Origin of the sequence: Parvivirga hydrogeniphila, from assembly GCF_023371205.1 — a bacterium.
GTDB lineage: Bacteria > Actinomycetota > Coriobacteriia > Anaerosomatales > Anaerosomataceae > Parvivirga > Parvivirga hydrogeniphila.
The window spans coordinates 905968-928962 of sequence record NZ_JAMCCO010000001.1 but is presented as its reverse complement, the minus strand read 5'-3'; the positions used below and the strand labels follow the sequence as shown (position 1 = coordinate 928962).

The following is a 22995-nucleotide window of genomic DNA, read 5'->3' as shown; positions in this document are numbered from 1 at the left end:
TCAGTCCTCCGATCCTGTGGCTGCCGGGAAGTAGACGGTGAACGACGTCCCCTCGCCCACGCGAGAGGCGACTTCGATGTACCCGTCGTGGTCGTCCACGATGCGGTGGACCATCGTCAACCCGAGCCCTGTCCCATCATCTTTAGTGGAGTAGAACGGGTCGAAGATCTTCGGCAGCTCGGCCTCAGGGATGCCCGGTCCGTCGTCTTCGACACGGATAGCGACGAAGCCCCCGTCTGCGCGTGCGCTTAGAGAGATGCTGCCACCGCGCCCCTGCATCGCCTGCACAGCGTTCGAGATGAGGTTGACGAACACCTGCTTCATCTGGTCGGGGTCAGCGCGCACGTACGGGATGTCCGGCGGGATATCGTACGAGATCGAGACGTGCGCCTCTCGTGCGAACCTCCTCGTGAAAAGGACGACGTCGTCGATCACGTCGGCGACCTTCACGGCCCTGAACGCTGGCGCGCTCGGCCTGCCGAAGTCCAGCAGCGCTTTGATGACGCGATCCAGCCGGTCGATCTCCTGCTTTACCACGGACGTCGCCTCAGCGATGCGCTCCGGATCGCCGTTGCTCTCCTCGATCAGCTGCACCGACGCACGGATGATTCCGAGCGGATTGCGCACCTCGTGGGCGACGCCGGCCGTCAGCTCGCCCATCGCTGCGAGCCGGTCGGAGCGGATGAGCTGGTCGGTCAGCGCCTTGACCTCGCTCATGTCCTCAAGGGCGACGACGGCACCGAGGATTCTGCCCTCTGCGTCCCGCATGCGCGATATCGACACCTGCACGTGCACGGCCTTGCCGTTCCTGGTGACGATCTTCGTCTCTCTGACGATGCGTGGCGCTCTCCCTGCGAGCACCTTCGACACGTCCGCATCCAACCCGCCGTCGTCCGCGAGGACTGCCTGGATGCGCCGCGGGACCAGGTCGGGCTCCCGCTGACCGAGGAGCCGTTCCGCAGCCGGGTTCGCCGTGACGATCGAACCATCAGGGCCGAGCGTCATGACGCCGGCCGTGACGGAGCGCAGGATGGCTTGCGTGTACTCCTGGACGCTCGACAGCTGGAGCGCACGCTCTTCGAGCTTGTGGTACGCGCGCTGGAGCTGCGAGCTCACGATGCGAAGGTCCGCGGTCCGCATGTCTGCGAGGTCCCGCATCCAGCCGAACAGGCTTCCGAGCACCACGAAGCTGACGGTCTCGTACAGGTTGTCCAGGCCGGGCCCGAGAAGGCCTCCCATCGAGAGCTGTGCATGGAAGCCGTACAGGACGGCGGCGGCCAGTCCGGTGACCGCACCTCCGCGCCGACCGAACACGAACCCGGCATAGAGGATCGGGACGTAGAAGAGGCGGCGGTACAACAGGTGCATCGACGCCCACTGCCCGGACGGGTCTGTGACCAGGTGGAGCCCCGTGATGGTGGCGAGCAGCGCGGCGATCGATACGGCATCACGGTACGCCGAGCCTGACCGCGCCGTTCCTTGAGCGCTCATCGCAGAGCACCCCGCGTCCGAGCGCCGTCCGCTCGCCGCTTGCGCATCCACGAGGGCGGGATCCCGAGCTCCTCGCGATACTTCGCGATCGTCCGTCGAGCCACCGGAACCCCCTCGTCAGCAAGGAGGTCGGCGATGCGCTGGTCCGAGAGCGGATCGTCGGCGTTCTCCGCTCGCACGAGCTCACGGATCCGCTGCTTCACGCTCGTCGAAGCGACATCGAAACCGGTCCGCGTCCGATAGCCGCCCGAAAAGAAGTGCTTCAGTTCGAACATGCCGTACGGAGTGGCCATGTACTTGCCGGTGACACCGCGGCTCACAGTGCTCAGGTGGACCCCAAGCTCGATGGCGACGTCTTCGAGCCGAAGCGGCTTGAGCGGAGCTCTGCCCGTCTCGAAGAACTCCCGCTGCGTCTCAACGATGACTTTCGCGATGCGGACCACCGTGTCCCTGCGCCTGTCGAGGTTCCGGATGAACGTCTCGGCCTTCTTCACGTGCTCCCTCAGGTACCGCCGAGCCTCTTCGTCCACGCCGTCACCGCTGACGAGCATGGCCCGGTAGCGCGGCGACACGCGGAGCATGGGCAGCACCTCGAAGTCGGGGAACACCACCCACTCGCCGTCGAACTCCCGCACGATGACGTCCGGCGCCACGTACGACACGTCGGCCGTCCATCCGAACGCCGCGGCAGGACGCGGATTGAGGCTTCGCAAGACCTCGATCGCGTCGAGCACGTCTTCTTCCGAAACGTTCTCGGCGCGCGCGATGCGTCTGATACGCCCGGCTGCCACGTCCTCCATGTGCCGCTCGATGATCGCGTCCAGCAGCGGCGAACGGACGCCCAGCGATTCTGCCTGCGTCATCAGCGCTTCCTTGAGGCTGCGCGCGCCGATGCCAGGCGGGTCGAGGCTCTGAACGAGCGCAAGACCGGCGTTCGCGGTACGGAGGTCGACACCTGTCAACCGGCGGACCTCGTCGAGGGCGCCGGTGAAGAAGCCGTCCTCGCCGAGAAGGCCGGCCACGACCTTGGCCGCTCGCGCGACATCGTCGTCAACGGCCGATAGCGCGATTTGCTCCAGCAGGTGATCTTCGAGCGTCGTCGAGGCGGCTACCGGCTCGTCATGCACCTCTGCGAACCTGTCGGGGTCCCGTTCCGACGCCCCGTCGAGCCGTTGCAGCTCCTCGTACTCAGCGACCCACTCGTCCCAGGCGCGCTCCTCTTCGTCCCGCCCTTCGCGATCGGTTTCGCCCTCTGCCGGGTCGGTCTCGATCTCCTCTGGTTCCAGGACGGGGTTCCGTTCGAGCTCGGCATCGACGAGCATGTTCAGCTCGACAGCGGGCATAGCAAGGATCGCGAGGCCCTGGTACGCCTCGGGCGATATCGAGACGGTGTGTTTGAGTTCGAGCCGTTGTTCGAGAGCCATGGCTGTCCCGACGGAAGCGGCGGCCTTAGCAAATAGTATACCACCGCGCGAGCCGCTATCATGTCGCGGGAGGGATCTCCTGCTCTTGCCGCTGCTGCGTTTGCGCGATGGCGATGCCTGCGAGCACGAGGACGCCGCCGACGATCTGCCACGCGGAGAGGCGCTCACGGAGCAGGATCCATGCTCCCGCAGCGGCCATGACCGGCTCCAGCGTCGAGACAACGGACGCTTCGGCGGCCGGGAGCAGCCGAAGCGCAGCCAAGAAGGAGCCGAAGGGCACGATCGTGCTCGCCACGGCGATGTACGTCACGGCCAGGAGCGTGCGTGGCTCGGCGAGCGCGGCGACGATGGGGCCTGGGCCCTTGAGGACGACGAGCCAGAACGCCGAGGCTGCGGCGAGGCCGTACGCGAGCAAGGTCCACGGCGTGTACCGTTCCGCCGCCCACCTGCCCATGACGGTGTACGAGGCGAAAAACGCCGCCGATGCGAGCCCCCAGGCGAGACCCTCCGCAGACACCGCGAGCTCGCCTGCCGCAGCGCCAGCGACGAGGGCGCATCCTGCAACGCTCAAAGCCACCGCGAACGGAAGCCGCCACCCCGCGCGGGTCTTGAACACCGCATACGACGCGACGAGCACGATCACCGGCGCCATGTACTCCAGCAGGATCGCCGTGGCGACGTTGGTGAGCGAGATCGTCTTGAAGTAGCTGAAGTGAACGAGCGCCAGACCAACGACACCGAATGCTCCGAGGAACGGCAGGTCGCGCCTCCGTATGCGCAGGTGCTCCGGCGCCCGGACGACCAGCCCGAGCCAGAGCAGCGCGCCCGCCACGACGGCTCGCGCCGCAGAAAGGACGATGGGGTCGATCGTGACGCCGAGCGGCGGGAGGATCCATCGGCCCGTCTGAGCATCGAGCGGCGAGAACAGCCACTTCGCCGCAAGCCCGCCAGTCGCCCAGAACGCAGCCGCTGCGACCGCCAGGACCAGTCCCGTTCGTCGGCTGCGCACCGTACCCGCGGTAGGCGCCCTGTTTGCGACCAGACCAGCGTCTTTCACGCCTGCTCCGACCAGCGCGCCGACTTGGCCTTCTGGTAGTCATCGAGCGGCTCGACGTGGGCGATCACGTCCGAAACCACGTCGAAGCGTTCGCACAAGACCCGCTCCACCGTCTCAGCGATCTCGTGGCCCGCAGCGATGCTCACCTCTGGATCGACCTGCACGTGCAGATCGACTGCGACGTGCGACGCCGTGCCGCGTGTGCGCACGTCGTGGCAGCCCAGCACGCCTGGAACTTCGAGCGCGACGGCTTCGACCGTCTTCGGGTCGAGACGCGCCCTGTCTGAGAGCGTCTCGTCCACGGACCGGAACACCCGCAACGCAGCGCGGACGATGAACGCGCAGACCACCAGGCCAAGGACCGGGTCCGCAATGGGATAGCCCGCTTTGACGGCAGCAAGGCCGGCGATGACGCCGAGGCTCACGAGGATGTCGCTACCGGTATGGCTGGCATCGGCGATGAGGATGTCGCTCTTCAGACGGATTCCCGCCCGACGCTCCCAGGTCGTGACGGCGACGTTGACGGCGAGCGTCGCAAGCATCACGCCGAACGACCCGGCATCGACTCGCGGAGTTCCGCCCCCGGCAAGCAACCGCTGGATCGACTCGGCGCCGACACGCCACGCAGCGACGGTGAGCAGCACGCCGATCGCTGCCGAGGCATACGTCTCGTACTTCGCATGCCCGTACGGGTGCCCTCGGTCCGCGGGACGCGCCGCTATGCTCACGCCCACGAGCCCGATGACGTTCGACGTGCCGTCGAACAGCGAGTGGAACCCGTCCGCGGTCATCGCGAGCGAGCGGGTGACGAGGCCGTACACGAGCTTCGCGCCCGCGACGGCAAGATTGAGCACCAGAATGCCCCACAGTATCCGCCGCACCTCGCGCAGACGATCGTCGCCACCGCGCCGGTCGCGCGAGCACCCCATGGCCGCTCCTTGCCCTCGATACCCTGCCCGGGTATACTCCCTGTCACGTGCAACGGCATGCATGATACCGCACAGGAAACGGGGTCGAGATGGTCGAACAGACGCGCGCAATCGCGCTCGACGTGCGAGACGAAGAGCGGCGGCGCATCCTCAACCGGCTGCGGCGGCTCGAAGGACAGATCCGGGGCCTTCAGTCGATGATCTCGTCCGACAAGGACTGCGAGGCGATCCTCACCCAGATCATGGCTGCGAAGTCCGCCCTCAACCAGGTAGGACTCCACATCATCGCCCACTCCATGAAGACCTGCCTGGTCGATGATGCCGAGAAGACGCGCGAAGAGCTCATCGACGAGGCGCTCGGCGTGTTCCTCAAGTACTCGAGCTGCCTGAAGTAGCAGCCACGTCGTCCACGAGCGCGACGACCGTTCGATCGAGGTCGCGCATCACGTCTTCGACTGCACCGCGAAGCAGTGCGCTGCATAGCGCGGTCGGCCTGATCGCCCCGACGCTCACATCGTCGTCCACGACCGCGACGTGGACCCTGCAGCGCACGATGACCTCGGGCAGATCGTGCCACTCAGCGCTCTCGCGGGCGGGAAGCATCTCGAAGATCGTCAGCGGCGCGATTGCGAAACCCTTTGCAGCCAGCATGGCCTGGATGTCGCGTTTCTCGCAGATAGAGAAGCCGTGGGAGGCGGACATCCGCTCCACGGCTTCCACGACCTTCTCGTATGGCGCACGGCACGTCCGTGCATACGCGAGTTCCATGGCGCTCCGTCGACACCGCGGCCTCACGGGCCGGTCGTCACCCTCAACTGAAACCGCCTCTCGGCACGCACGATGATACACCGGCCGACGTGCTGCCCGCCGGCGTGCTCACGAACCCGCCTCCGATGCCGCGCGCCACGTCGCGCGACCCGCACTCCGGACACACGCGGTCATCGTCACGCAGCAACCGCGTGAGGAACAGGTCGAACTTGTGGCCGCACGTCTTGCAGGTGAGCTCATACGTCGGCACGAGCCATCACGCCAATCCGAACTCCTTGGCGAGCGCGTCCGCGCCCCGGGCACCGATCACCTGGGTGACGAGCTGCCCGCGCTCGAACTTCGCGATCGTCGGGATGCTCATGATGCCGTAGCGGATCGCGATGTCGCGGCTCTCATCGACGTTGACCTTCACGAACTTCACAGACCCGCCGTGCTTGGCAGCCAGCTTGTCCAGCTCCGGTGCAACGAGCCGGCACGGGCCGCACCACGGGGCCCAGAAATCGACGATGACCGGCATCGAGGCGCCGAGCACCTCGGTGTCGAACTCTTCTTGGCTTACTTCCTTGACGAGAGATCCCATCTCTTCCTCCTTGTGTAGATGATGCGTGTTTCGATTATACCCCGGCGGGTATCCTTGTCAAACAACGACCTTGGTTGTGCTACTGTCCAGTCTACAAGACGCACGCCTCGGAACGGAGTCTTGGTGAGCGCACTCTGGGCTGCAGCTGCGCTGTTCGGCGTCCTCGCTGGCATATCGCTCGTCGTCGGGCTGGTCGCACGCAGGCCGCTCGGCTTCCTGGGGCTTGTCCTGTGCGCGTTGTCATGCCTGTTCGCAGCGTGGTCGGCCGCAGGGCTGGCCGCTGTACACGGGGAGGTGGCCCCGGCGTTCGTCGCGCTCGCCTTCGCCGCGGCGGGCTCCCTTGCAGGGTATCGGCTCGCCGCTTCTCTCGTGCTGAGCGCAGCGTCCGGGAATCCACGAGCGCGCAGGAGAGCGCAGCGCCCGCCAGCGGAGCGCCTGGCCGTCATACTCGCGGACGCCGAGCCGCACGAGTACGATCCGCGCCTTCTCGCCTCCCGGCTTGCCCGTATCGAGCGGACGGGGGCGGCTACGCTGTCCCCTGGCGTGCTGCCCCTCGTCTTCCTCACAGAGCGCATGCGGTACCGGGCCTTGCGCGGCCCGCACCCCGCACGGTACGTCGTCGACGCGATCGCTGATGGCGTCCGAGAACGCCTCAGCAGACCCGGCGGAACGCTCGATGTCGCTGTCGCGTACGTCGACTCCGCCCCCGACCTTCCGAGCGTGATCGCTGCGTCTGGATCCGCTTCGTTGGCGGTCGTCGAACTCGGGGCAGCCGGGTCCTTGCCATACCTCGAGGCACGACTGGCGGCGGAGCGCATCGCGCCGCCGAACCGGCTGCCGCGCGTGACCGAGCCGAGCATCTGGCGCGACGTACGGCTGGCGTCCCGTCTGACGGAGCGGATCCTCGATCGCGTGCCTGCAGACGAACGCGCAGCGACGGGAGTCGTGCTCCTCGGACCGGGGACACCGTCAGCGTGGCATGCCCAGAGCAGGTCGTGGCTCGAGGATGAGACGTACTTCCTGACACGGGTCGCGGTGCTGCTTGAAGACGCCGGAGTGCCGTCTCACGCGATCCGCTCCGCGTGGGTGGACTGGCAGAGCCCGAACCTCGCAGAAGCGCTTCGACACCTGGCAGCCATCGGCTCGACCCGCATCGTCGTGTGTCCCGCCGCGATCCTCTACCCGGACCTGGTGACGCTTCTGGACACCGGCCGCGACGTGCGGGACGCACGCCTGCCGGAACACGTGCAGGTCACGGTACTGCCGCCGTGGGGAGACGATGAAGTGCTCATCGACGTTGTGGCGTCACGCATCGCACAAGCGCTCGGTCTTGAGCCCGACGCACGCTAGCAGGGGCGGGCGACCTGCTTCGCCGCTTTGCAGCGGTCCCAGTTCCACGCCTGCATGCGGCGGATCTTCGGGTAGAGGAACGCGTACCTGAGGGCCACAGAAAGCCCGCCGCGGCCAGCTTCCGCTCTCGTCTCGAGGTTCTCGATGCTCCGACGCAGGTCCTCTGCTGTGGAGCCTCGGAAAAGCGTGTAGCCCGCGCCGATGGCCTTGAGCACGTGCGCGTCGCTCCCGCCCGTGGCCGCGATGCCCTGGCCGCCGGAAAACGCCTTTGCCGCAAGCCGGTTCGCGTGGATGAGGTACGGGGAGGAGTTGTAGACCTCGAGCGCATGGAATGCCACGTCCCGGATCGCGTTGCCGACGCTTTCGAGGCCGAACGGACCGAACGCACGGTTTGCGAACGGGTGCGCGATGACGGCCACCCCGCCCTGCTCCTGGATGCGCGCGACCGTCTCTGCCGCGCTCAGCCCCGGTGGGACCGCTTCGCGCAGCCACAGGCCGATGATGTGGCCCGACCGGGAGGACACTTCCTCGCCCACGACGACTTCCACGTCGTACATCTCGGCAAGGGACTGCGCGAACAGCGCGCCTTCGATGGTGTTGTGGTCGGTGATCGCGATGACCTTCAGGTCGGTGTGCGACGCGACGTGCTCCATGATCTCGGGGATGGTCGCCAGACCGTCGCTGTGATCGGAGTGGATGTGCAAGTCCGCCTTGCTCCAGACCTCAGCCATGTTCGCCTCTCGCATCGGAAGCAGTGCCGTCTTCGTTCAGCAACCGACGTGCCATCGCGATCGCGTCCGCTGTTCTCTATCGGCTCATCACAGTTCGGCCTCAAGCAACGCTTTCTCCGTGAGGGCCATCTCCGCCCGGTCCAGCACGTGCTGCGTTACGAGGTGCTGCAGCCGCTCCGTGGTGACGCGCAGCCGTTCCGCCATCGCGCGCATCGCGCTGAGGGCCAGCTCCGGGTCAGAGCGAAGCGCCGAGAGGAACTCCTCTCTGTCGTACGACGCGAGCTCGGTGTCGCCGACCGCGACCGCGGTCGCTGATCGCGGCCGCTCCTCGAGGACGGCCGACTCGCCGAACATCTCGCCGGGTCCCATCTCCCCGACGACGGTCTCCACGTGCATGCCGCGCTTCTTGATGCGGACCGCGCCGCGAAGCACGACGAACATGCGGTCGCCGGGATCGCCTTCGTTGAACACCGCCTCGCCGTCTGCCAGCTTCACGATGCGGCCGCTGCTGCCGATCTGCACGACGCCACCTCCTGCCCTTCCTTACCCCTGATGCTCGTCCGCGTGCGCCAACGCCCACTCCGACAGGCGGCGCACGCCTTCTTCCAGCCGTTCCATCGATGTCGCGTAGCTGAACCGCAAGAACCCCTCTCCCCCCGAACCGAAGTCGATGCCGGGAGCGACCGCGACGCCTGCCTCTTCGAGCAGCCGCGATGCGAGCGCATGAGAATCGCTTCCCCACGCCCGCGCATCGGCGAACACGTAGAACGCCCCCTGCGGCTCGACATCGATGCGGAGGCCGAGCGAGCGCAGCGCCGGGACGAGGAACGACCTCCGTTGCTCGTAGATCGCCCGCATCCGCGCGACCTCCCCTTGGCCTTCGAGGAGCGCGACCGCACCGGCCACCTGGACGAAGTGGTTGGCGCACAAGAAGAAGTTCTGCTGGATGACTTCTGCGGCCCGGACGAAGGCCCGCGGCGCGATCAGGTACCCGAGCCGCCACCCCGTCATGGCGTACGCCTTCGAGAAGCCGTTCAGCACGAATGCCCGGTCGGTGTACTCGAGGACGGAGCGGCTCCTGTCCGTGAACTGAAGCCCGTGGTAGATCTCGTCGCTCACGATCCACAGGCCACGGCGCTCCGCTATCTCAGCGAGCGCGCGGATGTCGGCGTCGTGCAGCACCGCTCCGGTCGGATTACCCGGCGAATTCACGACGATCGCCTTCGTGCGCGGCGTGATGGCGGCCTCGAGCTCGTCGAGCCGGAACCGGAATCCGTCCTCAGCGCGCACCGTGAGCGGCACCGGGGTGCTTCCCAGGAAGCGCACGTAGTTCGGATAGGCGGGATAGCACGGATCGGCCATGATGACCTCATCGCCTGGGTCGAGCAGAGCGCCGAAGGTGAGCAGCATGGCCGGAGACGTTCCCTGGGTTACGACGATGTCGTCTGCAGAGACGGTGACGCCGTAAGCGCACCGCATGTGCTCGACGATCGCCTCGCGCAACGTCGGCAGGCCGGCCGACTGCGTGTAGCCGGTCTCTCCGGACTCCATGGCCTTCTCCGCAGCCTCGGTGATGCGCCGCGGCGTCGGGAAATCGGGGTCGCCGATCTCCAACCGGACGACGTCTCGTCCTTGCGCCTCGAGCTCTTTGGCCCGAGCGACCACGTCCATCACCACGAACGGCCGCATCGCCTGGGCGCGCTCCGACACGTCGCTCACAGTGCCTCCTTATGCTCTCGCCTCGTACTGACGCTGCAACCACGTCAAACGGACTTCTGCGCGCCGCAGGTCCACGAAGCTCGCTTCGCGCGTGCAGATGACCTCGTGAGGAGGCTCAGGGTCGAAGACCACGCCAAGCTCGTCGGCCCGCTCAAAGAAGTCCGTCCCGGGAAGCACGCGCAGCGTGGATGTCTGGATCTTGCCCGGATCGAGGCCGATGCAGAACCGCATGCTCTCGAAGCTGTCGCCGATCGTGTCGCCGGGCAGCCCCACGATGAGGTCGCACTCGACCCGGATCCCGCGGCGCTTGCACGCCTCCACGCCGGCGACGAAGCGGTCGCGATCGAACGCCCGCCGGCAGGCGGAAAGCGCATCCGCGCCGGTCGTCTGGGGGCCCGTCTCGACAGAGACCACGCCCGCCTCCGCTAGCAGAAGCGCCGCCTCGTCGTCGATGCGCTCGATGTCGACCTCCACAGTGTGGATGCGCGCGCCTTCCTGCGCGTACGGACCGAGGACCTTCGAGAGCCACGCGAGCCGCTCCTGGGTGAGATTGAACACAGGGTCGATGAACGAGAACGACCTGACGCCAGGCGTCGAGGCGATGAGGTCGATCTCCGCCTCGACACGCTGTTTCGAGAAGGCCCTGATGCGCGTGCTGCCCTTGCCCTCGAAGCAGTACCCGCACCGGTGCGGGCAGCCACGATAGGTCTCGATGTAGGTGGCGCCATCGACCGGCTGCAAGATCCCGGTCAAGTACGGCGACGGGAGCACGTCCAGGTCGCTCGGAAGCTGCCGGGGCGGCGTCGACCGGACCTCGCCATCGGGCGACCTGTAGACGATGCCCTCGACTCGCTCGAGCGGCCGCGACTGGATGCGGGCCGCCAGAAGGTCCGCGAACGTGAGCTCGCCTTCGCCTGCCACCACCGCGTCGATCTCCGGATGGTCCGCGAGCACGTCCTCGCCGATCGGCGAGACCTCGGGCCCGCCAGCGACGACGAAGGTGTCCGGCGCAGCGGCCTTGACGATGCGCAGCGCCTCATAGGTGTCACGCGCCGACCAGCACATCACCGATGCCGCGACGACGTCCGGCTGAAGCCCCAGAACGCGGTACGCGACCCACCAGGGGTCGGTTCCGGCGTCGAGATCGAGCGTCGTGAACGCCGCAGCGCCGCTCAGCCGCCGGTCGTGCTGTGCGTACGCACGGACGTAGGCGCACCCGAGCGAGCGGTACCCGGGGCTGTTGAGCGCGAGGAAGACGACGCGAAGCGGTCTCACGCTCGCAGCACCTCCCCGCCTCGGTGCACCTCGTGCGTGGTCGGGAGCGGCACGCCGCGGACCTCCACCCACGCCCGGTTGACCGTGCCGGTATCGCACGCGGCAGCGACAATCGGCCCGGCACTCTCAGCGACCGCTTCCGCCGCTTCGAGCACCACACGCGCAGCACCGGCGCGCGCGGCCGCAGCCACGATGACCGGCAGGTGCTCGACGTTGTGGCGGCACACCGGCACGACGACGGAGACCGCAACGACCAGGTGCTCGTCGGCCGCCACCTGCACGAACCGCTCGATCCCCTGCAGGGCGGTCGCCGACGCCCCGGGCGCCCCGGCCATCGCATCGCCCATCTCGCCGACGCCGAACAGCATCGCAGACAGGTGGCGCACTCCTGCGTGGAGCGACCCGCGCGCGTTCTCGCCCCGAACGAGCGCCGTCGCGTCCGTCTCAATGCCGATGCGCTCGAATCCGGCGTCTCTCGCCGCTGCCACGATCGCCGGGAGCGAGGGGTGCGCGAACGGCTCCGCTCCTGCGAGCAGCACGCTCGGGCCCACAGGCGCCGTCCACTCGGAGACGACCTCCTTAAGCTCGGCAGCGACGTCCGCGACGGACCGCCAGGTGACAGGCGTGCTCGACGGGCGGCAGAGCCGGCACCGCCTCTCTGCAGGCGACCCCACTTCGACGCGCGCAAACGGCAGCATACGCCTCCTTGAGCAGACGACGACAGTATACCGGCACACGCCGACAACGGCTCGGCGGTACGGCTCCGCGGCTGGTAGAATCCGGGCATGGACCGAATGGCGAGCAAAGCCGGTGCACTGGCGGGCTACCTTCCCGGAGCCATTGCGCTGTCCGCATTGCTGTCGACGCTGCTGTACAGCTACGGCCTGTTCCACACTCTTGCCGAGATCTTCGCCATCGCTGTGCAGTTCGCTCTGTTCACGGTCGTGTGGCACTCCAGGCGGCACCTCGACGACGGTGCGCTCGTCGTGATAGGCACCTCGGCAGCGCCCATCGCTGCTGTCGGCGCACTACATCTCCTTTCGTACGTGGAGATCGGGCTCATCACCAGCACGGCACAGGGCTTCTCGGCACAGCTCTGGATCGCCGCACGCTTCTTGCAGGCAGCAGCGCTGCTGGCGGCGTCGTGGTTCGAGCAGACGAGGCCCGCCGCCTGGAAGGCGCTCGCGGCGAGCACGATCGCGACCGGAGTCGTGGTGGGCGCGGCCGCCACGAACCGCTTGCCGCTCAGCGCGGACCCGCTGACGGCCGCCATCGATGCGGCGATCGTCGTGGCGCTGCTCGTGGCGCTCTACCGTTTCTGGAGCAGCAAGGCGGCGTTCGCTCCGGCGGTCGGTCGCAGGCTGCTCTGGGCGGTCGGCCTCGCTGCGGCCGCAGAGACCCTCTTTGCGCTCGGCGGAGACCCGGGCTCTGCGTCCCACGTCGTGGGCCACGTCGTCCGCATCGCTGCGGCCTACGCGCTGTACCGCGCCGTCGTCGTCTCGGTGCTCGAGCAGCCCCAAGCGACGCTGTTCCGGGAGATCAGCCTTCGCAACGCGCAGCTCGAAGAGACCGACCGGGCGCTGCGCTCCGCCAAGGAGCGCAGCGACGCGATGCTTGCCGTGAGCACGATGATCGCGCGGGCTGAGCCGCTCGACGCCGTGATCGAGCGCGCGCTCGAGCTCGGCGCGAACGCCATGGGAGCCGACGGCGCCGCTCTCACGGCGAAACGCGGTGGCGGCTGGGTCGTGACGCACGCGTACGGATTCGACCGCACGGTGATCGGCATGCGGCGCGAGGGCCCATCCGCGCACCACCTTCTTCTCGCGCACGAGAAGCGCTCGCCCGTGATCGTCAACGAGCCCGCCCTCGATCCGCGCGTCGACAGAGAGTTCGTCTCGCGGTTCGGGGTGACCTCGCTCCTCGTTGCTCCGCTCGTCGCTCGGAACGAGGTGTTCGGCGCCCTGACGTTCATCAAGCGGCGCGGACGTGCCGGATTCAGCGAGCAGGACCGCGGCTTCTCTGCCAGGCTCGCGACCTCGCTCGGCCTCGCGATATCGAACGATCGCATGCAGTCCGCGCAGTCCCGGGTCGCCGATGCTCTGCGCAGCGCGATCCTCACGATGCCGGACGCCCTTCCGGGCGTGCAGCTCGGCCACGTGTACCGGTCCGCCGACCGTATCGCGAAGATAGGAGGCGACTTCTACGACGCGTTCTCGCTCGCTGACGGGCGCCACGCCGTCCTCATGGGCGACGTGTCCGGCAAGGGCATCGACGCCGCCGTCTCGAGCTTCGTGACGCGGACCGCTTTCCACGCGCTCGCGCTGCGCGAACCTTCTCCCGCGCGCGTCATGGCTGCGGCGAACGACGTGCTCGCTCGGCTCCTTCCAGATGAAGCGTTCGCAACGGCGATCTTCGGCGTGATAGACGTGCAAGGCGGCACGTTCACCGCGGCCAGCGCCGGCCATCCCGACCCAGTGATCTGCACCCTGGACGGCTGCGTCGAGCACGACGCCGTCCGCAACCTGCCGCTCGGCATGTTCCCAGAGACCGAGTACGAGCAGTTCAGTCTTCCTCTGACGGACGGCGAGGTCCTCGTGATGTTCAGCGACGGTGTGCTCGACGCTCGTCGCGGACAGGAGCCCTTCGGCGAATGGCGGGTCCGCGAGGTGCTCGACAGCGCACGTCTCGTCGATCCACAGGCCATCGCCGAGATGCTGCTTGATGCCGTCACAGCGCACGCAGACGGCACGCACGTGGACGACATCGCGATCGTGGCGCTCCGGCTGGAAGAAGCGCCCCGGTAGCGCCGCTGCCTCGATGATGCGAACGGGCGGCCCCGCGAGGAGCCGCCCGTCTTCGTCTCTGGTGTCGGAGGTGGGAGTTGAACCCACACGTCCTAAGTGGACACTAGGCCCTCAACCTAGCGCGTCTGCCATTCCGCCACTCCGACGAACGGCTGTCCGAAGGACAGCGAAGGGAAGTGTATCAGAACCGATTCGTGCGTTCCAGATGTTCGTGCGCTCTTCCTAGCCGTTCGATGGATCGGCGTCGAGCGCAGCGACGCTCCGCTTCTGCTTCTCCGGCGGTATGGGATTCGGAGCCGCGAAGTGGCACGCGACCTTGTGCCCGGGCGCGACCTCCCGAAGCTCCGGCTCCTGCTCCTTGCACAGCGGGAACTCGGCGATGGGGCAGCGAGTGTGGAAGCGGCATCCGCTCGGCGGATTGATCGGGCTCGGAACGTCACCTTCCAGGATGATGCGGGTGCGCTGACGCTGCCTCTCAGGGTCCGGGACCGGTACCGCGGACAGCAGCGACTGCGTGTACGGGTGGTGCGGCTCGTCGTACAGGCCCTTCCAGTCGCCGATCTCGATCATCTTGCCCAGGTACATCACGGCGATCCTGTCGGAGATGTGCCGGACGACCGACAGGTCGTGTGCGATGAACAGGTACGTGAGGCCGAACTCGTCTTGCAGCTTCTCGAGCAGGTTGATGATCTGCGCCTGGATGGACACGTCCAGCGCCGAGACCGGCTCGTCGCACACGATCAGCTTCGGATTCAACGCGAGCGCTCGCGCGACACCGATGCGCTGCCGCTGACCGCCAGAGAACTCGTGCGGATACCGATTGATGTGCTCGGGGCTCAGACCGACGACTTCGAGCAGCTCCTGCGCGCGCCTCCGCTGCTCGAGCTTGGTGCCGATGCCGTGGATGACGAGCGGCTCCGTGACGATCTCGCCGACCGTCATGCGGGGGTTCAGCGACGCATACGGGTCCTGGAAGATGATCTGCACGTCGCGCCGGAACGCCTTGAGGTCCTTGCCGCGAAGCTTCAAGACGTCCTTGCCCTCGAACTCGATCTCTCCCGCCGTCGGCTCGAGCAAGCGGATGATGCAGCGGCCGGTGGTGGACTTCCCGCATCCCGACTCACCGACGAGGCCAAGGGTCTCCCCCTGCTCCACGTCGAAGGACACGTCGTCGACGGCGCTCACGTGAGCGCCGATGCGCGAAAGCAGAACGCCTTGCTCGACCGGGAAGTACTTCTTCAGGTTCCTGACAGAGAGGATCGTGCTCACACCGCCACCTCCGCCCTGGCCGCCGTACCGCGTCGGAACGACTGGTCGGTCGAGAAGTGGCACGCAGAACCGTGACCGCCCTCGATGGCGCGATACTCAGGGACCTGCGTGCGGCAGATGTCTTGCGCGTACGGACAGCGCGGGTGGAATGCACAGCCCGACGGCACGTCGATGAGGCTGGGCGGCTGGCCGACGATGGGGACCAGCTCGCCTTTCTCTGACACGTCGTGCCGCGGCAGGCTGTCCAGCAGGCCCCACGTGTAGGGGTGCAGCGGCGTGTAGAAGACCTCGTCCGCCGTCCCGAACTCGACGGGCCTTCCCGCGTACATGACGAGCACGTTGTCCGCCATGTCTGCCACCACGCCGAGGTCGTGCGTGATCATGATGATGGCCGAGCCCGTGCGCTGCTGGAGCTCGATCATCAGTTCGAGGATCTGCGCCTGGATGGTCACGTCGAGCGCGGTCGTCGGCTCGTCAGCGATCAAGACGTCCGGATCGCACGCGAGCGCCATGGCGATCATCGCGCGCTGCCGCATGCCGCCGGAGAACTGGTGCGGGTAGTCCTTTGCGCGCGCCTCCGCTTTCGGGATGCCGACGAGTTTCAGAAGCTCGACCGCCCGCTCGAACGCCTCCGTCTTGCCCATCCCTTTGTGGATGCGAAGCGACTCCGCGATCTGGTCGCCGACGCGGAACACCGGGTTCAGCGAGGTCATGGGGTCCTGGAAGATCATCGCGATGCGGTTCCCGCGCAGGTCCCGCACGGCCTCGTCGTCCATCGCGAGCACGTCGCGGCCCTTGAAACGGATGGAGCCGTCCACCACGCGCCCCTGCGGCCCCTTGATGAGCCGCATGATCGACATCGCGGTGACCGACTTGCCAGAGCCGGACTCGCCGACGACCCCCAGGGTCTGGCCGGCCTCGAGGGTGAAGCTTACGCCATCGACGGCCTTCACGACGCCATCGCGCGTGTAGAAGTACGTCTTCAGGTTCTCGACTGCAAGGAGGGTTTCCATCGCTCAGTCCTTCATCTTCACGTCGAGGGCGTCGCGCAGGCCATCGCCGAGCAGCACGAACGCAAGCACGGTGGTGAGGATGGCGAAGCCCGGATAGATCATGATCCACGGCGCGGTGAACATGAACGCCCGCGCCTCAGACAGCATGAGCCCCCACGAGGGCGTCGGCGGCTGCACGCCCATGCCGAGGAACGACAGCGCCGCTTCCGTGAGAATGGCGCCGCCGATGCTCATCGTCCCGTACACGATGATCGGCGCGATCGCGTTCGGCATGATGTGCCGCATCATGATCCGCAGGTCCGACGCACCGAGAGCGCGCGCAGCGTCCACGTACTCGTTCTCCTTCACAGAAAGGATCGAGCCACGGAAGACACGGGCGATCGACGGCCATCCGAGGATGCCGATGGCGATGAAGACGTTGATGAAGCCCTTGCCGAGGACCGCGATGAGCGCGATCGCGAACAGGATGTACGGGAACGCGAGGAACACATCGGCTATCCGCATGATGATCGAGTCCCAAAGCTTCCCGTAGTACGCGGCCAACGCGCCGAGGACAAGGCCGATGATGACCTCGATGGACACCGCGATCACGCCGACCGCGAGCGAGATCCTCGAGCCGTACACGACGCGCGCGAAGATGTCCCTTCCGAGCCGGTCGGTCCCGAACGGGTGCTGGGCGCTCGGCGCAAGCAGCATCCGCTGGCTCACTGTCGTGGTGTCGATGTACTCGGGATCGCCGTACCGCTGCGGGACCCAAAGGTCAGCGCTCACCGCGACGATGATCATGATGAAGACCCACACGAGGCCCGCCATCGCGAGCTTGTTCCGGCGCAGACGGTGCCACGCATCTCCCCACAGCGTGCGGCTGCTGCGCGATGCAAGAGATGCTGCAGGCACGTCTTCGGTGGGCGGCGTCGCTGGAACGCCGGACCGGAAATCCTTCACGGGGTGGCCCTCCTCCGCGAGAGGGTCGTGGACATGTCGGTCGCTCACGCTCGCCACCCCCTCACTTCGCCGGCTCGCCGTAGCGGATCCGCGGATCCAGGAAGGCGTACGAGATGTCGACGACAAGATTGATGATCATCACGGCGAACACGACGATGATGACGCCGCCCATGACGATCGGCCAATCGCGCTGCTGTATAGCGAAGTAGATCTCCAGGCCCACACCTGGCCAGTTGAAGATCGTCTCCGTGAGGATCGCGCCGCTCATCATCGCGCCGAGATCGAGGCCGATGAAGGTCACGACCGGGATGAGCGCGTTCTTGAGCGCGTGTTTGAAGACGACCGCTCGGTCGCTTAGGCCCTTCGCGACTGCAGTGCGGATGTAGTCCTGACCCATCACCTCGAGCAGCTGGCTGCGCATGATGCGCGCGGCGTACGCCGTCGAGACAGACGCGAGCGTCACCGCAGGCAAGACGAGGTGCGCGAAGTCAGGTGGGGAGCCCATGCCCGACATCGGCAGGAAGACGGAGCCCCCGGTCCACTCCTTCAGCTTGATGCCGAAGAACACCTGGAACATCATGCCGAGCCAGAACACGGGCACCGACACGAGGATCGACGTCGACAGCGTCACCAGGATGTCCAAGAACGAGTACTGTTTGATGGCCGATATGATGCCGGCGCCGATGCCGATCACGATCTCGAGCACGATGGCCGCAAGCGCGAGACGGATCGTGTTGGGATACTTGTCGGCGAATATCTCAACCACAGGGCGGTCTTTCTGGTACGAGCGTCCGAGATCGCCCTTGAAAAGTTTTCCAAGATAGGTGACGTACTGCACGGGAAGCGGTTTGTCGAGGCCGTTCTCCTTCACCAACTGGTTGTACAGCGCTGGGGAGATGGCCTTCTCGCCCGTGATCATCCGTATGGGATCGCCCGGCAGCACGCCGGGTGCGCGCAGGATGAACAGCAGGATGGTGACGCCGAAGAACACCGGCACCATCTGCACGATGCGCCTCACGATGTACTTGAGCATCTGGCTGCCTAACTAGTCCGTGGGCCGCTGGGCCTCGCGCCCGCGGCCGCAACTGGCGGGAGGATGCCCGCGCAAGGCATCCTCCCGCTTGTGCGTCGAGTACGACGTACCGTTACTGCGCGATCCAAGCCTTGTCGAGGGCCGCGATGCCCATCGGGCCGTAGACGAAGTCCCGGATGCGGTCAGAGCCGACACGGCCGTGCTTGTAGAACACGATCGGGATGACAGGGGCGTCTTCGCCGATCATGCGCTCCGCCTCGCGGTACTTCTCGATGCGCGCGGCGGCGTCAGGCGTCTTGCGAGCCTCTGCGATCAGCGAGTCGACCTGCGGGTTCACGTAGAACGAGTGGTTGTCGGCGCTCGTCGAGTTGAACAGCGGATACAGGAAGTTGTCCATGACCGGGTAGTCGGCGATCCAGCCGAGACGACCCATCTGGAACTCCCCGGCATCCAGCTTGTCGAGGTACTGCGCCCACTCCTGACCGTCCAGCTTGACGTTCACGCCAAGAGCCTTCAGGTCGGAGGAGATGAGCTCCATGATCGCCTCATGGCCAGAACCGCTGTTGAACGACAGAGTGATCTCGGGCAGGCCCTTGCCCTCGGGATAGCCTGCGTCAGCGAGCAGCTTGGCTGCCTGCTCCTTGTCGTACTTGGCGAACGGCCACGCGCCGTCCTGGTACCCCACAACGCCCTTGGGCACGATACCGGTCGCCGGATCGCGAGTGCCCTCGAAGACGCTGTCCACGATGGCCTGGCGGTTGACGGCCAACGAGAACGCCTGACGGACCGTCTTGTTGCTGAAGACCTTGTCCTTGTTGTTCAGGATGATGTAGTAGACCGCGAGCTCGGGACCGGTCAGGACCTGCTTGCCGGGCTCGACGGTGTACCCGTCCGGGCTCTCGCCGTACTGCTCGATGGTCGCCTTGAGCTGACCGCTCGGAATCGAGGTGAAGTCCAGGTTCCCGGCCTTGAACTCCAGGAACGCGGTCTCCTCGTCCTTGAAGATCTTGAAGTCGACACCATCGAGGTACGCCGGCTCGCCGTAGTAGTCGTCGAACCGTACGATCTTGATGCCCTGGTCGTGGGCCCACGGCTCCGCCATCATGAACGGACCGTTGCCGATCGGCTTGTCGAGGAACGCCTTGGCCTTCTCAGGCGTGTCGAGCTCCTCTTTCGGCACCGGAGCGAGCGCCGGGTGGCCGACGACGTACTCGAAGTCCGCGAACGGTTCCTTGAGGGTCACCTCAAGCGTGTAGTCGTCCACGGCCTTTACGCCCTCGAGCTCCTTGGCCTTGCCTTCCTGCATCTCGTCGTAGCCCTTGACGGCGCTCAGGTGGTACGAGATCTCGGACTTGTTCTCCGGGTTGCAGATGCGCTCCCAGGCGTATTTGAAGTCCTCGGCCTTGACCTCGCGACCGTTGTGGAACTTCGCGCCCTTGCGGAGGTGGAAGGTCCAGACCGTCGCGTCGTCATTCGACTCCCAGCTCTCAGCGGCCGCAGGCCTGATCTCGGAGGTGATCGGGTCGAAATCGACCAGGCTGTCGAACACTGCGCTCACGACCTGCACGCCTTCGCTCTCCTGAGCATTGAACGGGTCGATGAACGCGGGCTCGTTGAGATAGAAGCTCAACGTGCCCCCCTTGACGGGCTTGTCGCCCGTCTCGCCGCCGGTGCCTTCATCGGTCTTCTTCGCGCACCCGGCCAACCCGGAGACACCGAGCGCGAGGACGACCGCGAGCGACACGGCGAGAACCTTACGCAATCGCTCTGACAATGTCAGCCTCCCTTCGAAACGACGGACCCACATTCCTGCCATACCCTTTCAGCTGGACTTCCGCAGGACACCGCCAAACCTGCCGAAGCCGGCTCTGACACACTAATAGTCGCCCTCTTTGCATAGAATGGCAAGGGGGCATGAATCGGTGAGGCGCCGAGGCCTGGACGAGACAGAAGGAAAGCTCGCCGATCAGGCCATGGGCCTGTATACGAGCATGAGAACGACAGCCGTGACCGCGTACAGGATGCCGAAACCGACCGTAATCCGATCGAGGTTCTTCTCGATGATGCCGGTGCCTGTCGACGTCGATGGCATCGCTCCGCCTAGCATGGTGGACAGTCCGGTGCCTTTCCCCGAGTGCAGAAGAACGAAGATGATCAGGCCGATGGCGCTGATGACGTGCAGCGCGATGACGATGTACGCGATGACTTGCACAGCAAGCTCCTTCTCGATCGGACGCTCAGAGGCGCGAAGCGCTGACTGAGTATAGCGATGCCTGCACGACCGCTCAACCGTACACACGCTCACCGCTCTGCGAGCGAGCACCCTGTCCACTCAGCAGGCGCGTCGAGTCCCATCAGGTCGGCCACCGTTGGCGCCACGTCGGCCAAGATACCCCCTTCACGGACGGAGCGCACGCCATCGGCCGCCACGATGAATGGCACCGGGTCCGACGTGTGGGCGGTGAAGGGGGCGCCGCCCTCGTCGAGCATCTTCTCGGCGTTGCCGTGGTCGGCTGTGACGATGGCCGAACCGCCCTTCGCCCTGATTGCGGCGACGACCTGCCCCACCCCGTCGTCGACGGCTTCCACTGCGCGAATGGCTGCTTCGAGGACGCCCGTGTGGCCGACCATGTCGCAGTTGGCGTAGTTCGCCACGTAGAAGTCGGCGGCATTCGCATCGATCGCCTCCACGAGCCGTCTCGTGACCTCCGGTGCGCTCATCTCGGGCTGAAGATCGTACGTGGGAACCTTCGGGCTCGGCACCAGGATCCGCTGCTCACCCGGCTTCGGAGCCTCCTTTCCGCCGTTCAAGAAGAACGTCACGTGCGCGTACTTCTCGGTCTCGGCGATGTGGAGCTGGCGAAGGCCCGCTTCAGCGATGACGTCGGCGAGCACGCAGCACGGGAGGTCCTTCTCGAACGCGATGGGGGCCGGGATCGTCGGGTCGTACTCGGTGAGGCAGACGAAGCGCACCTGCGGTCTCAACGGACGCTCGAACCCATCGAATGCCGGATCGACGAACGCACGCGTGATCTCGCGAGCCCTGTCGGGCCGGAAGTTGAAGAAGATGACCGTGTCGCCGTCTTCGACAGTGGCCACGGGGGAGCCGTCGCGCGTCACAACGGCAGGCTCGACGAACTCGTCTGTGACGCCGGCTGCGTACGACGCTTCGATAGCGGCCTGCGCGCTCGACACCCGGACGCCGTCACCAAGCACCATCGCCCGCCACGCGCGCTCGACGCGTTCCCAGCGCCGGTCGCGATCCATCGCGTAGTAGCGGCCCATCACGGTCGCGACCTCGCCGACGCCGACCTCGGCGAGCACGCGTTCGAGCGCACGGACGTACCCGAGGCCGCTGGAGGGCGGCACGTCACGACCGTCAAGGAACGCGTGCACGAACACCCGCCTCGCACCACGTTTCGCCGCCATGCGCACGAGCGCGTACAGGTGCTCCTGGTGGCTGTGCACCCCGCCGTCGGACACCAGCCCCATGAAGTGCACGGCGCGACCATCGGCCACTGCCCCGTCGATGGCGTGCGCGAGGACCTCGTTCTCTTCCAGCGACCCGTCTTCGATCGCCTTGAAGATGCGCGTGAGCTCCTGGTAGACGACCCTGCCGGCGCCGATGTTGAGGTGGCCGACCTCGGAGTTGCCCATCTGGCCTTCTGGCAGACCGACCGCGAGGCCGGAGCACGCCAGAGACGTCCACGGCCAGCGCATCATGAGCGCGTCGAGGTTCGGCGTGCGCGCGAGCGAGATGGCGTTGCCCGGCCCTGGAGGCGCAAGCCCGAACCCGTCCATGATGATGAGCGCGACGGGGCCTGGCGTCATCGGGTCGCTGCCTTGACGATCTCTACGAAGGAGCCTGCTTTGAGCGACGCGCCTCCGACGAGTGCGCCGTCCACGTCCGGCTCACGGAAGAAGTGAGCAGCGTTCTCTGGCTTCACCGAGCCGCCGTACAGGACGCGCATCTGCATGGCTGCAGGCGGCCCGTACATCGCGCCGATCGTGGCGCGGATGCTCCGCGCCACGTCGTTCGCGGACTCGGGCGTCGGCGTGCGACCGGTACCGATGGCCCAGATCGGCTCGTACGCCACCACGAGACGAGCGGCGTCGTCCGTTTCGAGGCCTGCGGCCCCGGCCAACACCTGGTCGCGGACGAAGCGCTCGGTCTCCCCTGACTCCCTGATAGCGAGCGGCTCCCCGACGCACATGATCGGCGTCATGCCGGACGCGAACGCTGCTTTCACCTTGCGGTTCACGATCTCGTCCGTCTCGTTGAAGTGCTCCCTGCGCTCCGAGTGGCCGACGATCACGTAGGTGCACCCGAGGTGCGTGAGCATGCCAGGCGCGATCTCGCCAGTGAAGGCGCCTTCACGCTCCCAGAACACGTCCTGCGCGCCCAACGCGATCGGCACGCGATCGTATTCGATCACGGTCGAGACTGCCTTGAGCCCGGTGAACGGAGGGCACACCACGACTTCGACATCGCCGTGCACCGCCTCCAGCTCGCGTGCCATGTCCTGCACCAGCACGGCGCCTTCTGCCGAGGTCGTGTACATCTTCCAGTTGCCAGCGACCATCATGCGGCGGTCCATCCGAGCGCT

General features: G+C 66.5%; 23 protein-coding genes and 1 tRNA gene. 3 read left to right on the top strand and 21 right to left on the bottom strand.

From position 1 onward, the window contains the following. Genes MX659_RS04745 through MX659_RS04730 form a run of 4 tightly spaced genes read right to left on the bottom strand, consistent with a single transcriptional unit; the run spans position 1 to position 4901 of the window. A complete protein-coding gene (locus tag MX659_RS04745; RefSeq protein ID WP_267192307.1) occupies positions 1 to 1491 on the bottom strand; it encodes a two-component system sensor histidine kinase NtrB in 1491 nt (496 codons plus the stop codon). Further along, on the bottom strand, positions 1488 to 2915 hold the full coding sequence (gene rpoN / locus MX659_RS04740) for an RNA polymerase factor sigma-54 (protein ID WP_267192306.1): 1428 nt from the start codon (positions 2913 to 2915) through the stop codon (positions 1488 to 1490). The genes MX659_RS04745 and rpoN overlap by 4 nt, the downstream gene beginning before the upstream one ends. 58 nt (positions 2916 to 2973) lie before the next feature. Continuing rightward, complete coding sequence (locus tag MX659_RS04735) at positions 2974 to 3924, bottom strand: EamA family transporter (RefSeq protein WP_267192305.1); 951 nt, start codon at positions 3922 to 3924, stop codon at positions 2974 to 2976. A 44-nt stretch (positions 3925 to 3968) separates the two neighbouring features. After that, positions 3969 to 4901 (bottom strand): cation diffusion facilitator family transporter, encoded by a 933-nt coding sequence (locus tag MX659_RS04730; protein WP_267192304.1) that lies wholly within the window; start codon positions 4899 to 4901, stop codon positions 3969 to 3971. 89 nt (positions 4902 to 4990) lie between these two features. Here MX659_RS04730 and MX659_RS04725 point away from each other — a divergent pair, with 89 nt between their 5' ends. Next, complete coding sequence (locus MX659_RS04725; protein ID WP_267192303.1) at positions 4991 to 5296, top strand: metal-sensitive transcriptional regulator; 306 nt, start codon at positions 4991 to 4993, stop codon at positions 5294 to 5296. On the opposite strand, the gene MX659_RS04720 is transcribed toward MX659_RS04725, so the two are convergent. From MX659_RS04720 to trxA, 3 genes are read right to left on the bottom strand one after another with little or no spacing between them, the layout of a single operon-like run. Next, entirely contained in the window at positions 5271 to 5669 is a 399-nt protein-coding gene (locus tag MX659_RS04720) for a hypothetical protein (RefSeq protein WP_267192302.1), read from the bottom strand. The two genes, MX659_RS04725 and MX659_RS04720, sit on opposite strands and share 26 nt — an antisense overlap. Before the next feature lie 43 nt (positions 5670 to 5712). Then, positions 5713 to 5919, bottom strand: a complete 207-nt coding sequence (locus MX659_RS04715; protein WP_267192301.1) for an FmdB family zinc ribbon protein — start codon at positions 5917 to 5919, stop codon at positions 5713 to 5715. Positions 5920 to 5925: 6 nt separating this feature from the next. Further along, a complete protein-coding gene (gene trxA / locus MX659_RS04710) occupies positions 5926 to 6249 on the bottom strand; it encodes a thioredoxin (RefSeq protein WP_267192300.1) in 324 nt (107 codons plus the stop codon). A 123-nt stretch (positions 6250 to 6372) separates the two neighbouring features. Here trxA and MX659_RS04705 point away from each other — a divergent pair, with 123 nt between their 5' ends. Further along, positions 6373 to 7599, top strand: a complete 1227-nt coding sequence (locus tag MX659_RS04705; RefSeq protein WP_267192299.1) for a sirohydrochlorin chelatase — start codon at positions 6373 to 6375, stop codon at positions 7597 to 7599. Here the strand turns inward: MX659_RS04705 and MX659_RS04700 are convergent. The 5 genes from MX659_RS04700 to MX659_RS04680 all read right to left on the bottom strand — a co-directional run bounded on the left by MX659_RS04700 (position 7596) and on the right by MX659_RS04680 (position 12022). Beyond that, positions 7596 to 8330 carry a CehA/McbA family metallohydrolase gene (locus MX659_RS04700; protein WP_267192298.1) on the bottom strand — a complete coding sequence of 245 codons (735 nt, stop codon included), beginning with the start codon at positions 8328 to 8330 and terminating at the stop codon, positions 7596 to 7598. The genes MX659_RS04705 and MX659_RS04700 overlap by 4 nt on opposite strands. 87 nt (positions 8331 to 8417) lie before the next feature. Continuing rightward, complete coding sequence (locus MX659_RS04695; protein ID WP_267192297.1) at positions 8418 to 8852, bottom strand: Crp/Fnr family transcriptional regulator; 435 nt, start codon at positions 8850 to 8852, stop codon at positions 8418 to 8420. A gap of 21 nt (positions 8853 to 8873) precedes the next feature. Further along, entirely contained in the window at positions 8874 to 10049 is a 1176-nt protein-coding gene (locus MX659_RS04690) for a pyridoxal phosphate-dependent aminotransferase (protein WP_267192296.1), read from the bottom strand. A gap of 9 nt (positions 10050 to 10058) precedes the next feature. Continuing rightward, complete coding sequence (locus MX659_RS04685; protein ID WP_267192295.1) at positions 10059 to 11324, bottom strand: B12-binding domain-containing radical SAM protein; 1266 nt, start codon at positions 11322 to 11324, stop codon at positions 10059 to 10061. Further along, entirely contained in the window at positions 11321 to 12022 is a 702-nt protein-coding gene (locus MX659_RS04680) for a hypothetical protein (RefSeq protein WP_267192294.1), read from the bottom strand. Before MX659_RS04680 ends, MX659_RS04685 begins: the two co-directional genes overlap by 4 nt. Before the next feature lie 87 nt (positions 12023 to 12109). Here MX659_RS04680 and MX659_RS04675 point away from each other — a divergent pair, with 87 nt between their 5' ends. Beyond that, positions 12110 to 14128 carry a SpoIIE family protein phosphatase gene (locus MX659_RS04675; protein WP_267192293.1) on the top strand — a complete coding sequence of 673 codons (2019 nt, stop codon included), beginning with the start codon at positions 12110 to 12112 and terminating at the stop codon, positions 14126 to 14128. A gap of 59 nt (positions 14129 to 14187) precedes the next feature. Here MX659_RS04675 and MX659_RS04670 read toward each other — a convergent pair. The 9 genes from MX659_RS04670 to tpiA form a co-directional block, all read right to left on the bottom strand. Continuing rightward, positions 14188 to 14274 (bottom strand) — tRNA-Leu (locus MX659_RS04670). A gap of 76 nt (positions 14275 to 14350) precedes the next feature. Further along, on the bottom strand, positions 14351 to 15397 hold the full coding sequence (locus MX659_RS04665) for an ABC transporter ATP-binding protein (RefSeq protein WP_267192292.1): 1047 nt from the start codon (positions 15395 to 15397) through the stop codon (positions 14351 to 14353). Then, positions 15394 to 16410 carry an ABC transporter ATP-binding protein gene (locus tag MX659_RS04660; RefSeq protein ID WP_267192291.1) on the bottom strand — a complete coding sequence of 339 codons (1017 nt, stop codon included), beginning with the start codon at positions 16408 to 16410 and terminating at the stop codon, positions 15394 to 15396. The genes MX659_RS04665 and MX659_RS04660 overlap by 4 nt, the downstream gene beginning before the upstream one ends. A gap of 3 nt (positions 16411 to 16413) precedes the next feature. Further along, complete coding sequence (locus MX659_RS04655) at positions 16414 to 17307, bottom strand: ABC transporter permease (protein ID WP_267192510.1); 894 nt, start codon at positions 17305 to 17307, stop codon at positions 16414 to 16416. A gap of 109 nt (positions 17308 to 17416) precedes the next feature. Then, the gene (locus tag MX659_RS04650) at positions 17417 to 18388 is read right to left on the bottom strand and encodes an ABC transporter permease (protein ID WP_267192290.1); all 972 of its coding nucleotides are present in this window, start codon (positions 18386 to 18388) and stop codon (positions 17417 to 17419) included. A gap of 112 nt (positions 18389 to 18500) precedes the next feature. Continuing rightward, positions 18501 to 20132, bottom strand: a complete 1632-nt coding sequence (locus tag MX659_RS04645) for a peptide ABC transporter substrate-binding protein (RefSeq protein ID WP_267192289.1) — start codon at positions 20130 to 20132, stop codon at positions 18501 to 18503. 222 nt (positions 20133 to 20354) lie between these two features. Next, the gene (gene secG / locus MX659_RS04640) at positions 20355 to 20600 is read right to left on the bottom strand and encodes a preprotein translocase subunit SecG (protein WP_267192288.1); all 246 of its coding nucleotides are present in this window, start codon (positions 20598 to 20600) and stop codon (positions 20355 to 20357) included. Positions 20601 to 20689: 89 nt separating this feature from the next. Continuing rightward, positions 20690 to 22219: a 2,3-bisphosphoglycerate-independent phosphoglycerate mutase gene (gpmI, locus tag MX659_RS04635; protein ID WP_267192287.1), complete on the bottom strand. Its 1530-nt coding sequence runs from the start codon at positions 22217 to 22219 to the stop codon at positions 20690 to 20692. Next, positions 22216 to 22986 (bottom strand): triose-phosphate isomerase, encoded by a 771-nt coding sequence (tpiA, locus tag MX659_RS04630; protein WP_267192286.1) that lies wholly within the window; start codon positions 22984 to 22986, stop codon positions 22216 to 22218. Before tpiA ends, gpmI begins: the two co-directional genes overlap by 4 nt. Positions 22987 to 22995: the final 9 nt, after the last annotated feature.

What these genes read in the sequence shown, in the direction of transcription:
- MX659_RS04745 (WP_267192307.1), bottom strand. Translation starts at nt 1,491, where the DNA reads ATGAGCGCTCAAGGAACGGCGCGGTCAGGCTCGGCGTACCGTGATGCC.
- rpoN (WP_267192306.1), bottom strand. Translation starts at nt 2,915, where the DNA reads ATGGCTCTCGAACAACGGCTCGAACTCAAACACACCGTCTCGATATCG.
- MX659_RS04730 (WP_267192304.1), bottom strand. Translation starts at nt 4,901, where the DNA reads ATGGGGTGCTCGCGCGACCGGCGCGGTGGCGACGATCGTCTGCGCGAG.
- MX659_RS04725 (WP_267192303.1), top strand. Translation starts at nt 4,991, where the DNA reads ATGGTCGAACAGACGCGCGCAATCGCGCTCGACGTGCGAGACGAAGAG.
- MX659_RS04720 (WP_267192302.1), bottom strand. Translation starts at nt 5,669, where the DNA reads ATGGAACTCGCGTATGCACGGACGTGCCGTGCGCCATACGAGAAGGTC.
- trxA (WP_267192300.1), bottom strand. Translation starts at nt 6,249, where the DNA reads ATGGGATCTCTCGTCAAGGAAGTAAGCCAAGAAGAGTTCGACACCGAG.
- MX659_RS04700 (WP_267192298.1), bottom strand. Translation starts at nt 8,330, where the DNA reads ATGGCTGAGGTCTGGAGCAAGGCGGACTTGCACATCCACTCCGATCAC.
- MX659_RS04680 (WP_267192294.1), bottom strand. Translation starts at nt 12,022, where the DNA reads ATGCTGCCGTTTGCGCGCGTCGAAGTGGGGTCGCCTGCAGAGAGGCGG.
- MX659_RS04675 (WP_267192293.1), top strand. Translation starts at nt 12,110, where the DNA reads ATGGACCGAATGGCGAGCAAAGCCGGTGCACTGGCGGGCTACCTTCCC.
- MX659_RS04660 (WP_267192291.1), bottom strand. Translation starts at nt 16,410, where the DNA reads ATGGAAACCCTCCTTGCAGTCGAGAACCTGAAGACGTACTTCTACACG.
- MX659_RS04650 (WP_267192290.1), bottom strand. Translation starts at nt 18,388, where the DNA reads ATGCTCAAGTACATCGTGAGGCGCATCGTGCAGATGGTGCCGGTGTTC.
- gpmI (WP_267192287.1), bottom strand. Translation starts at nt 22,219, where the DNA reads ATGACGCCAGGCCCCGTCGCGCTCATCATCATGGACGGGTTCGGGCTT.
- tpiA (WP_267192286.1), bottom strand. Translation starts at nt 22,986, where the DNA reads ATGGACCGCCGCATGATGGTCGCTGGCAACTGGAAGATGTACACGACC.